This is a genomic window from Shewanella cutis, assembly GCF_022410515.1.
GTDB classification, from domain to species: domain Bacteria; phylum Pseudomonadota; class Gammaproteobacteria; order Enterobacterales; family Shewanellaceae; genus Shewanella; species Shewanella cutis.
This window is the reverse complement of record NZ_JACSDI010000005.1, coordinates 19,199-31,976: the sequence shown is the minus strand read 5'-3', so window position 1 is coordinate 31,976 and position 12,778 is coordinate 19,199. Positions and strand designations below refer to the sequence as shown.

Sequence of the window (12,778 nt, the reverse complement as noted above, 5' to 3'; positions counted from 1 at the left end):
AGTTTGTGATAAGCGCGGCAAATTAGCATCAAACTTCCCTCGCCCATAAGCGTCTTCTAAAGCGCTCTAGTTATACTCAAATCCACCTTAAGCCTGCCGCTTTACGCTATGCAGCAAGCACCCTACAAATATAAAAGGCCTTGGGATGATAGAACTTCGAATCGACAATAAGATAGTCTCGGCCGAGCCGAGCGATAACCTATTACACGCCGCTCGTAAGGCTGGCATTGCTATTCCCAGCCTGTGCGATCCCACTGACGCATCCTCTCAATTGGGCACCAATCCCCAGCCTGATAAACAGGCCTGTGATTTATGTGTAGTACAAATTGAAAATAGCGATGCGAGTCTGCGCTGCGTAAAAGCCTGCGAAACACCAGTCCAAACCGGCATGAAAGTCATCACCCAATCGGCGTTTTTAACCAAACAACGCCAAGCAGCATTAAGCGCTATTTTGAGCGATCACTTTGCCGATTGTGAAGCGCCCTGCCAACAGGCCTGCCCTGCGGGCGTCGATGTGCAAAGTTACCTCTACCACATTGCCCAGGGCGACCATACCCAAGCGATTAGAGTCATAAAAGACACCCTTCCGCTACCGTTGTCGATTGGCCGAGTCTGCCCCGCGTTTTGCGAAACCGAATGCCGCCGCGGTCTCGTCGACGACCCGATTGCCATTCGCCAACTTAAGCGCCACGCCGCCGATTTAGACTTGGCCGACGATGAACAAGGCGGCAGTTATCAACCACCACGCCTCGCAGACACCGGTAAAAAGATTGCCATTATTGGCGCGGGTCCTGCGGGCTTAAGCGCCGGTTATTACCTGTCAAACCAAGGGCATAATGTTGAGATTTTTGAAGCCATGCCCAAGGCTGGCGGCTGGCTGCGCTATGGTATTCCCGAATACCGTTTACCCAAGGATATTCTCGATAAAGAAATTGAGTTGCTGTGTCGTAATGGGTTAACCATTCATACCCAAATGCGCCTAGGTCATGAGATCCATTTAAACCAGTTGGTCACTGATTTTGATGCCGTGTGCCTTGCCATCGGCGCCCAAAAAGCGGTGCCGATGCACTATAAAGGCTCCGAGCTAGCAGGCTGTTACCTTGGGGTGGATTTTCTTAAGGACCATTGTCTCGATAAGCAATTGAAGCTTGGAAAAAAAGTGGCAGTAATTGGCGGCGGCAACACCGCCATAGATTGTGCTCGCACAGCGGTGCGCGAAGGCTGCGATGTCACCTTAATCTACCGCCGTACCCGCGCCGAAATGCCCGCTGAAGCCTACGAAGTGCACGAGGCCGAAGTTGAAGGAGTGAAGTTTCACTTCTTAACCAATCCCATTGAAAATCATAGTGATGAAAACGGACGAGTACAGTCGGTCACCTTTAGCAAAATGACGCTCGGCGAAGCCGATGCCTCGGGCAGACGCGCGCCAGTAGACACAGGGGAAACCTTTACCGAAACCTTTGACACTGTCATTGCCGCCGTATCTCAAGCGCCAGACCTGAGCTTTATGCAGGATCCTATGGGGCAACTCAGCCATGGCGAACTGGCGCTGAGCCGTTGGAACACGCTAATGGGTTGTGAGCAAACCATGTCATCGGGCGTGGAAAAGCTGTTTGTGATGGGCGATGCCCGCCGCGGCCCAGCCACTGCCGTTGCCGCCATTGGTGATGGCCGAAAAGCAGCAAAAGCCATTGATAAAATGCTTCAAATTGGCCTTAGCTGCGATTTACATGCCCATGAATTTAACTCGGTAAAAACCATTCCGGGCCCCCTTAAACAGGCTGAGGTCAAATCAGCAGAAGCAAGTTCAACCCTCTATCCCCATACAAAACGTCAGCCCCGCTTAAAAATGCCCGAACTCACGGCGCTGCAACGGCTGCTCAATTACAGTGAAGTGGAATTGGGCTTTCCCGCAGATGCGGCGATGCAAGAAGCTGCGCGTTGCCTTGAGTGCGCTTGCCAAGCCAATACCGACTGTAAACTCAGGGATTACGCTACGGATTACGGTGTTGAGAGCAAAAGCTTAGCCACTGAAAATGCAAGGCATTTCAGCGTAGATAAGAGTTCACCCTTTATTCAATTCGATGCTAACCGTTGTATTAGCTGCGGCAAATGCGTTGATGTGTGCCAGCAGCAGAGTGGTCACTGCGCCATCCAATTTACCGAAGATTCCTATCAGGCGCTGCCACAGGGCATCAGTCAAAGCCACGTGCGCCGCGCGCCGAGAGTTGGCTTTAGCGCAAGTATGGCCGATAGTCTCTGTGTACAATGTGGCAACTGCGTGCAAGTGTGTCCCACTGGCGCACTGGTCGATGCGCGGGACAAACGCCAAGGCGATAAAACAGCGCTTAAAACCGCCTCGACGATTTGTACTTACTGCGGTGTAGGCTGTCGTCTGGATCTTAAAATCGACCCCAGCACCAATCGCATTCGCCATATCGAAGGCAACAAAGACTCGGTCGTTAACCAAGGCATGTTATGTGTTAAAGGACGTTTTGGCTTCGATTTTATTCATAGCGACAAACGCCTCACCACCCCACTAATTCGTAAAAACGGCAAGCTGCAACCTTGTAGTTGGTCTGATGCTATCGACTATGTAGCAAAACGCTTAAGTGAGATAAAACAAAAAGATGGCAGCAATGCCTTAGCAAGTCTCGCCTCGGCCAAAGCCACCAACGAAGATAACTTTGTACTGCAAAAGTTTGTTCGTAGCGTTCTTGGTACCAATAATATCGATCACTGCGCCCGCCTATGCCACTCCTCGACGGTAACGGGCTTACAGCAGAGTATTGGTAGTGGCGCGATGACCAATGATATTCCTAGTATTAAGGACTCCGACGTCATTTTTATTCTGGGTTCCGATACCACCTGCGCCCACCCGATTATTGCCTCAAAAATCCAGCAGGCGGTAATGCAGCACGGCGCACGATTAATCGTGGCCGACCCGAAACGCGTAGGCATAGCAGAAAAGGCCGAACTCTATGTTGCCCACAGACCGGGCACGGATGTGATGCTATTAAACGCCATCATGGCGGAGATTATTCGCAATAATTGGCAGGATAAAGACTATATCGCCGAGCGTACCGAAGGCATTGAGGCACTGTATGCCGAGCTTACCAAGGAGGATTACTCCCTTGAAAACGCGGCACTTATCACAGGTGTTAAGGCTGAGGATATCGCCCGCATCGCGCGTACCATAGGCACAGCGCAAAAAACGGCGGTGTACTACGCCATGGGTATTACTCAGCATACGACAGGCCACGATAACGTCACCGCCATTTCTAACCTGCAACTACTCTGCGGCAATATCGGAGTAACAGGGGCGGGTATCAATCCGCTGCGCGGCCAGAGTAATGTGCAAGGTGCCTGCGATATGGGTGCATTACCCAACTACTTCACAGGCTATCAAAAGGTCACGGATATTCATGCCAGAATGCGCTTCGAAAACCACTGGCAAACGCCGTTATCGGGGGAAATTGGCGTCACAGCAACCCATATGATGCACGACATTACCAAGGGCAAAATCAAAGCCTTATATGTGATGGGTGAAAACCCAGTGCTGAGCGACCCAGACCAAGCCCATGTGCTTAATGCCTTTAGCCAGATTGAGTTTTTAGTTGTACAGGATATCTTTTTAACCGAGACGGCCGAGCTTGCCCATGTCGTTTTACCCGCCGCCGCATTTGTGGAAAAACGCGGCCACTTTACCAACACCGAACGTCGCGTGCAGCGACTCGAGCAAGCGCTTGCCTCACCGGGGGAAGCCTTACCCGATTGGCAAATCGTACAAGCGCTGGCTAATGCCATGGGCGCAAACTGGGATTACAAAGATGAAGCAGCAATTTGGGCTGAAATTAATGCATTAACGCCACAGTATCGCGGCATTCTTTGGGAGAGATTAACCGCTGGTGCGGATGGTCAAATCCCTCAAGGTATTCAATGGCCCTGTCCAGATGAAACCCATCCCGGAACGCCGATTATGCACCAAAGCCAATTCACCCGCGGTTTAGGCTTATTTACGCCCGTCAGTTATCGCCTGCCTGCTGAAATGCCCTGTAGCGAGTATCCACTTACGCTCTCGACGGGGCGTTTATTGGAGCAATTCCATACGGGCACCTTAACGCGCAAAACGCTCGGGCTGGACTTACTTGGTGCACCTAAAGTGATGATTTCTGTCTACGATGCCGAACAACTCGGGATTAATAATGGCGACAGAATTAGCCTTATCACCCGCCGCGGCGAGATTGAGATAGATGCCTTTGTGACTAAACGCGCGCAAGCCGGTGTACTGTTCTTGCCGTTCCATTTTGTCGAAGCCGCAGCGAACAAACTCACCATCAATGCCTTAGATCCCGTGGCTTATATCCCCGAGTATAAAGTGTGTGCGGTAAGAGTTGAAAAGGTGACAAAGCAACTGTGTGAGCCCGCCTAAGCTGACATCTTGTGGGTGAGCACCCAATAGACTGATATAAAAAAACGGGAGATGTTATCTCCCGTTTTATTTTATAACCCAATAATAAATCAGTATTAAACTTTAAACTGCCCAACCAACTTGCCAAGGTTAATGCCTTCCTGCGACATAGTCTGACTCACCCTGGCCGCATCTTCACTGGAATGCAGCAGCTCATTGACGATTTCTTGTATGGCGTACACGTTGCGGTTAATTTCTTCAGTCACAGAGCTTTGCTCAGTCGCCGCGGTAGCAATTTGGGTACTCATATCATTAATCGCCGTTACCGCCGAAGTGACAGAACCTAGACTTTCAGAAATCGCTCGGGAAGATTCAACCGAACGCACACAGCTTTGTTGGCTCTCATCCATGGTTTTCACCGCCTGCGATACCAATTTATGCAGTGCCGATAACATCTCGTTGATCTCTAGAGTACTTGCTTGGGTGCGGCTGGCTAAATTGCGTACCTCATCGGCAACCACTGCAAAACCTCGCCCCTGCTCTCCCGCTCGGGCCGCTTCAATCGCCGCGTTTAAGGCTAATAGGTTTGTCTGTTCAGCAATCCCCCCTATCACCGAAAGTACACTATTAATCTTTTGTGATTGCTCGCTTAAGGACTTGATACTGCCCGCCGCATGGTTGATTTGTTCCATCAAAGCGGCAATTTCTTCTAGTGAAGCATCGACGCAGCGCTGAGCATTAGCCACATCACCTGTTGCCGCTTGAGTCGCCTCAGCCACTTGAGTGGTATTTTGTGCCACTTCACTCGCGGTTGAAGACATCTCAGTAATCGCGGTAACGACTTGATCTGTCTCATTGTTATGACTAAGCAGTTGGCTTGACATCACCTTGGTTTGATCGTGGATTGCATTAGCGGCTGTTTTCACTTTGGCTGTCGCACTCGCCACATCGCCGATAATGTGTTGTAGCTTATCGACAAATAAGTTAAAGGCTCGACCTAGTTGCGCAATCTCATCTTCGCCTTTAACACTTAAGCGTTTAGTTAAATCCCCTTCACCTTTAGCGATATCATTAAGATTATCAGCCATATTTTTGATAGGCACGACCATTCGATGGGCGGCAACCATGATGACAAAGGCCGTGCCGCCGGTTAAGACCAAGGCAATTAAGAGGATCATGAGAGATTTCTCAGCCATTTGCTCAGTCACGGTTTGACGATAATCCTCCACTACAGCCTCAATATCGTCAATGTAAGCACCAGTGCCCAGCATCCAGTCCGTACCGGGGACCATCATCACGAAGCTTATTTTCTCAATTTGCTCGTTAGTATTAGGTTTTTGGTAATAATAAGAAAAATTACCATCGCCCCGTTTTGCCGCATCCAATAGACCAACAATGATCTTGGTTCCACGCGGGTCGGTCATATCGATTTTGTTTTGCCCTTCTAAATTGGGCATTAAGGCATGGAAAATATTTTTGCCTTGGGAATCATACATAAAAAAGTAACCAGCACTGCCGAAGCGAATATCTCGCAGCGCTTGATTTACATTACCTTTATCCTTTAAGGACAGTTGGTATTGCACAATGCCAGCCGCAATTTCAGTCGCTTCTTTAATTTGTTGTTTACGTTCACCGACTAATTTTGTTCTAAAGGTCACCACTTCTTCAGCGAGGGACTCCTGTTCAACATAGTAGGAGAGCGTAATGAGTACTAATAAGGTAAATATGAGGGGAAACAAAGATAACAGCAGTAATTTATTACGCAGGCTTAAATTCGACATGCTTGCTTACTCCAGAGTGATTTAGCTTATATTTTTTATATGGTCGAAGTATAGCCAAAAAGGTGCATTAGCTTAACGTATCGGTTAACAAAATTTTCTTTAGCTCGTAAAAAGTACCTTTAATTGATTTTACGCCATGAATATTAATCCGATACCGCATACGCTAAAACCTAAGACCAGTAATAACATCTGCGGTTTAAAAAGTTTTAATGCACCAAAACCAAGCAAGACAACAGCCATATCCACCGCAGATAACACCCCTTGGGTAAATACAGGTTGGTACAGCGCACCCGCCAGCAATCCCACCACACAGGCATTTACCCCTGCAAGCATCCCCGCCATCTTGGGTCTTGCAGCAATCGCATGCCAGCTTCTTAATCCAACCAACATCAGCAAAAATCCGGGTAAAAATATCGCTACTGTGGCAATCGCTGCACCGATAAAGGGATTGTCGAGCATCATCTCGGCCCCAAGAAAGGTGGCAAAGGTGAACATAGGCCCAGGTACGGCTTGAGCAAAAGCGTATCCAGTAAGAAATCGATCGCCGCTCATCGTATCACCCACAGCGGTTTCAAGCAGTGGCAGCACCACATGGCCGCCACCAAAAACGAGGCTCCCAACGCGGAAAAACTCGCCAAAGAGTCCGGCTTCAACCCCAAGATGTAAGCTAAAAAAGCTCGCAACAAATAAGACGACAAATAACCCTAAGCTTAAGTAATTTAATCTAATGGGTTCAGGCTGATTAGGCTCACTCTCGGTCGCACTCAGGAATAATCCCCCCAAAATAGCAGCAAGGATTAATAGCGCAATTTGTGTCCATAAGAAGGGCAAAATAAGTATAGCGGCAGCGCTGCCTAGCATCAGTAAGCGGCTGGGTTGACGTTGGCAAAATTGCTTAAACATCGCGATTACCGCATCCGCCACCACGACTACAGCCAGCAGTTTTAAGCCATGCACAATGCCTTGCATATATTCATTGCCTAGCCAAGCGGCAGTGGTCACAGCGAGTAAATACATCAATATAAAGGAAGGTAAGGTAAATCCAGCAAAGGCGGCTATCGCCCCTAAAAGCCCACCACGATGATAACCAATGGCAAACCCCACCTGACTCGATCCTGGCCCCGGCATAAATTGGCTTAAGGCTACAAAACTGGCGTAGTGTTTATCATCAAGCCAGCCGAGTTCGTTGACAAAGGTCTGGCGAAAATAACCGATATGCGCCGCTGGCCCACCAAAGCTCATCAGGCCAAGAGTCAAAAAACGTAGGAATATCTGTAGCATATGCTTTGTCCTTCTATGCATAAAGTGACCAAGATTATGCCACTAAAATGACTATTTGATTAAGGCCAAATCAACAGGACTTAATAACACGACCCCAAAAGTAAAAAGCCGGCAAAAATCCATTTTGCCGGCATCCTAAATTCAGGATAAATATCAATTAATTAGAAAATAAAACCCGTTTTAGTGAGCTTTTCTTCTTCTGATCATTACTCCTAAAGCAAATAGCATAGATAGGCCACCTAAAGCACCGCCGCTATCCTTATTCGGTTGAGGCTTCGGCTCGGGTGCCACAACCGGAGGCTGTGGCTCTACACCATCGGATTCAACGGTCAGCATAAAGCTGGTGCTCGCTGCATCGGCTGGGTTTTCCACATCACTCACAGTTACTGTGACTTCTACGTCACCGTGGAAGTTAGCTTCTGGTGTAATAGTGATAGTTGAACCAGAGGTATTGCCATTCACCACTGCGCTGATGTGCTCACCCGTTACGGTGATCTTATTCACGCTGTTTTGCTCATCGGCAAACATAACCTTCAGACCTTCTAAGCTCGTGTTTTCTGCAATCGTTTGGTCAGCAATCGCACCGATACTGATATTGGATGGTACCGTCACACTTTGGCTCATCTGAATATCGGCGATGCCATCGACTTGGCTAACTGCATCAACTGTCAGCACCTGACCTGCTGCGTTATTTTTCACGGTAGTCCATGCAGTCACTTCAAACTGTGACGACTCAGGGCCAACATAGTCATAACAAATCACTAAACCGTTGTGGATTTTGCCCTTCAAATCATTAAAGGCATACTGTTCACCACGGTACCCCTCCAGTGGACCATATTCATACAAATTGCCCACAAAGCCCTGCAGACCGATTGAACCACGACCATCTTCATTACCAAAATTGATATTGTCGTAGGCCATCATCAGTTCATATTCACCGTCACCGAAGCGGGTGTTTACATTGAAGAGTAACTCAAAGTCAAAGCGATCGTCTTTTGCTTCCCATTGGTTAACACGATTCGCATCTGTACCCAATGAAACATAAGAACGGGCATTATCATATTCCAAAATCCCCCAACCCGTTTGAGTACTCGCAATAGAGATACCCGCACGTTCAGCTGAAGTATTGATTAATGGTGCACTTAAAATGGCTTTACTCGCCCCAACGCCTAAGCCCCATCCTCGCCACAGCATACCTATCGAAGAATATGGGAAGCTCTTATATGGGAAGATGTCATGGTACGGGAAGAAAAACGGTTGTTTTTCAAAAAGCGACACAATACCGTGACCACGAATTTCTAGTGAGTTCTGTTGGCCAACGTTGGTTTTATCTTTATTGTTGTACAGATGGAAGCCATCGTAAGCACCATTAAAGATCGTACTGATAGGTAAGTTAATACCACTGCGATACAGGATATTATTATCCTTACCACTTAATGCCTTACCATTAGTACCGTATTCAACTGGCGCAAAACCACTAAAGATTGGGTAGATAGCAAACTCTTCTAAGTTCACATACCCGCCCGGCGTTTTGTTACCAAAGTTTGGTGTACGGCACATAGTATCATCGACGTTGGTGGTGATCTTGTAGCCTGGATCCAGATCACGAGTATCGGGTTGAATACCACTAATGGTTAACTTACCATTTTCCAGTTTTATGTCCTTAACGATAGCGCTTGAAGAAGTCAGTACATCCTCTGCACGCAAGCTCAATCCTGACGGAATGGTCGCAACTATGTTAAATGCACGGTCAACACCAGAATCGTTAGGTTGCACCTCAAAGGTAAATGGAATTTGATCGCCAGCCACAGCCGCCGTTTGGGTTGAGTCTAAGTGAACATCATCTATGCCGCGCTCTAGTTTAAAGGCGACTTTACCAATATTACCGGCGTTCACGGGCGAAGTGCCAAAATCCAGTAACGAGTAATACACGTCACCTTCTTTCATCTCTGGCATATCCCAGCTGACTTTGATATCAACAGCATCGCGACCGTTGCTCACAGGCACTTCTACACCCATGTCGCTGGCAACTTGGTCAGTCACTACCGTAGCAGCATATTTAAACGTTTCCTCAGGAGAATCAAAATAGTTATTCTGAGGAGTGCCCTTTCTTGGGTTATAGAAAATCGCCCAATATTGGCCTTCTTCTGGTTGGTTAATATTACAGAAGTTGTTGTATTGAATGTGGTTAGAGACACATAACAGTTCTTCGAAAGGATCGGCTTTACCGTTACCGTTGTAGTCCTTACCGACGTACACCATTAAATTGCCTACATCGAATGTGCCCTTAAGTGGTGATTTTTGCGTCCCGAAGGATTCCACGACTAAACGGCGCGCATTCGCAGGCACATCGATCATCTCGATATGAGTTGCTTCATCGATACGATCTTCCATTGGTACACTTAAGTCAGGATTCGTTGACCATGGGAAGCTGCCATCACCATCCTTAGGTAATACGATGGTCTTAATATCGGCTTTTACTGGGCTAAAAATTCGACCATGGATATTATCACCCTCAGGTAAATTTATGCCTTTAATCAACGCATTAGCATCGTTACGATGAGCAACCGCATTTAAACTCCCAGGCATACCGTTTTTATCGTATTTAAACACCACGGGCCAATGAGCTTCTGCAGAAGTACCATTCGTTTCAGTGAATGTTAGATTTGAATGCAGTTCAACTTCCGCATTACTAAACCAATCTTGAGTATCCATGATTGATGCTTCAACCACGATATCCATGGTTTCACCAGCTGCTAAAGTAAACTCGCTTGGTGACACCTTAATCGACACCCCGTTTTGCACTAACTGTGAACGTGAATCGACGCTCCAGTTAATCACATCACCGTTGGTCACACTCCAAGTACCGTCTTTGGTCGCTTTAATGGTACGGATCCATTGGCACTTTGGCTTACATTCAAAGTTCACTAACTGTGGGATGTTCAACTTATGAACCGCGCCACCATTGTGTGGATCCGCCGCCTTGAAGTTATCGACGGTTTCATCCATCACAAAGCCCGCATTCACTGCATTGGCCACGTTGATACGGCCAGTACCCGCACGGTAAGTTGACGCTATAGCAACATCCCCATTTTTGTCATCTAAACGATGGTATTGCACTTTGTTTTCAGCCGTCATCGCCAATGCAGATTGGATTTCAGTTGCGCTCCAGCTCGGCTGCGCTTGACGTAACAGTGCCATAGCACCAGCAACGTGTGGCGATGCCATTGAAGTACCACTTAAAAATGCAAAATCACCCGATGCTGATGCAGCACTGAATGGATGCTCGTCGGCGAAGGCCGCGTAAATATCCACCCCAGGTGCAGCAACCGCCGGGATCAAGGCTTCAGGTGTTGATGGGCTTGGTCCACGGGATGAGAATGCGGCTAACCAATCGGCACGTTCAGGATCTAACGTACGCTCGATTTTCGTCTCAGAAATGGTCAGAACATGGTTAGTGCCTTTGTTCAACCAATCAACTAATCCGTAACCCGCCATGTCATTATCCCAACGACCATCCCACTCTTCCTTGGTAATATGAATACTAGGAACAGAGTAAGATGCCGTCGCAACGAGTGGATCACCATTAGCATAGTTATACATAATCATGCCATCGGCGCCGCCCGCTTTAATATTGTCGGCTTTAACCCCACGGCCAATGCCGTTGGCATCCGTTAAGCTATTTCGCTTACACACCACAATCACATTGGTCGGATTACCATTAATATCTTTCAGATCAAATGTACCCGCAGGGAAAGGCTTGCCACAGAATTCATCACCATAATCACTGGCGTTAACCACCATACCCGTCACTGATTGGCTGTTAATCACACCACCCACAATTTCGGTCCATTTAGGTTGCTCTTTGCCCCCCATTGGATCAATCAGTTTGGTTTCCACTTCCACTTCACGAGCATGAGTGCTGGCCGCCACATTCATCAACCAAGGTGAAGCATGGTCAATTGCACCAAAATATTCTTTATAACCAGTAGGTTGGCCAGAGTTACCCGCCGCTACCGCAACAGAGATACCCGCTTCACGAGCCGATAGGAAAGCTAACTCTACATCGTCGGCCCATGGATTTGAGTCTTGACCACCGATTGAGAAGTTGATGACATCTACGCCATCGCTAATCGCATCTTCAATGCCCGCAATTAATGCCTCACCAGGACATCCCTTATTGATATTGTTATCAGGATGACACACTTGATAAGCCACAATGTTCGCGTGTGGCGCGACACCACTCATACGCGGAAATAGCTTAGGCTTAATCACTGAACCATCGGATGCGGTTTTGCCCGCGTCTGGACTCACATAATCCACATCGAGTAAAACGTTACCCGCAGCGGTAGAGGCTACGTGGGAACCGTGACCTTGATAGTCCTCACCCACGGCAGGACGAGTCGCACCGTAAACCCCACTGGTAAAGCTGTCGGTAATGACCGGATATGAGCGTACGCCAATTAACTTGTCGTTACACATGGACTCAAAATCACTCTTGGTACAGTCGCCGATATATTTGCCGGCTCCCCAAGGGTTGGTGTGATCGTAACCATCATCGCCTAAATCAGCAAATGAGCGATGATCCGAGTTAATCCCAGTATCGACGATACCAACAATAATCCCTTCACCTTTGTAAGATACTGAATCTGTTGCTTCACCAGACCAAATTTTATTGGCTTGGATTAGTTCAGGGCCTGCATCCGATAATAATTCATAGGTTTTAGAGCGACGAACAGAAGAGACATTTGCCAATTGAGACACACGTTGCGCTTCTTCCTGAGTCATCGCAATGGAGAAACCGTTGACCGCATTAGTAAATTGTTGGCGAACTTGGCGCGCACCGACGGTCGATTGAATGTCAGCAATCACTTGTCTTTGGCTGTCGAGTAAGCGGCTACGGTAGTTCTTTACCGCACTACTTGCAGGTTGTCCGGCAACGAATAATTTTTGGCTTGACGATTTCGCAACGGTTTTGCTGGCGTTGCTGCTAGCAAACAGTTCCGTACTCACTTGTGCCAGTGGTTTTTGGTTTAAGCGAACGATGTAGACTTGCTCACCGGTCAAACCTTCCTCATATTCAAATTTGTTAGCTTGAGGGGTAATTTGAAGGTTGAGCCCAACCCCTTGTGCCGAATCATCGATCTCGGCTTGGGGAGCATTTAACTTTGCAATTTGTTCTGGTGTTAACTGCATACCTTTAAGTTGATGTACATCGCCTATGCTCGCAGCAGCCTGCATAGCACCAGCACCATAAAGGGCAGCAGCAATAGTACAAGTTAGTATTTTAAGCTTCACTTTGCTT

4 protein-coding genes are annotated in these 12,778 nt (G+C 47.8%); 1 reads left to right on the top strand and 3 read right to left on the bottom strand.

Translation table 11 applies throughout. The features are described from left to right. Window positions 1–145 precede the first annotated feature (145 nt). Entirely contained in the window at window positions 146–4,432 is a 4,287-nt protein-coding gene (gene fdhF / locus H9J30_RS09795; protein ID WP_240130863.1) for a formate dehydrogenase subunit alpha, read from the top strand. Between the two features lie 95 nt (window positions 4,433–4,527). On the opposite strand, the gene H9J30_RS09790 is transcribed toward fdhF, so the two are convergent. The 3 genes from H9J30_RS09790 to H9J30_RS09780 form a co-directional block, all read right to left on the bottom strand. Next, a complete protein-coding gene (locus H9J30_RS09790; RefSeq protein ID WP_240130862.1) occupies window positions 4,528–6,192 on the bottom strand; it encodes a methyl-accepting chemotaxis protein in 1,665 nt (554 codons plus the stop codon). A 129-nt stretch (window positions 6,193–6,321) separates the two neighbouring features. After that, window positions 6,322–7,473 (bottom strand): chromate efflux transporter, encoded by a 1,152-nt coding sequence (gene chrA / locus H9J30_RS09785; protein ID WP_240130861.1) that lies wholly within the window; start codon window positions 7,471–7,473, stop codon window positions 6,322–6,324. Between the two features lie 180 nt (window positions 7,474–7,653). Beyond that, window positions 7,654–12,771: a S8 family serine peptidase gene (locus H9J30_RS09780; RefSeq protein ID WP_345796014.1), complete on the bottom strand. Its 5,118-nt coding sequence runs from the start codon at window positions 12,769–12,771 to the stop codon at window positions 7,654–7,656. Between the last annotated feature and the right edge of the window lie 7 nt (window positions 12,772–12,778).

Bases quoted from the DNA above. Each gene is read 5' to 3' on its own strand.
- chrA (WP_240130861.1), bottom strand. From the start codon at position 7,473: ATGCTACAGATATTCCTACGTTTTTTGACTCTTGGCCTGATGAGCTTT.
- fdhF (WP_240130863.1), top strand. From the start codon at position 146: ATGATAGAACTTCGAATCGACAATAAGATAGTCTCGGCCGAGCCGAGC.
- H9J30_RS09790 (WP_240130862.1), bottom strand. From the start codon at position 6,192: ATGTCGAATTTAAGCCTGCGTAATAAATTACTGCTGTTATCTTTGTTT.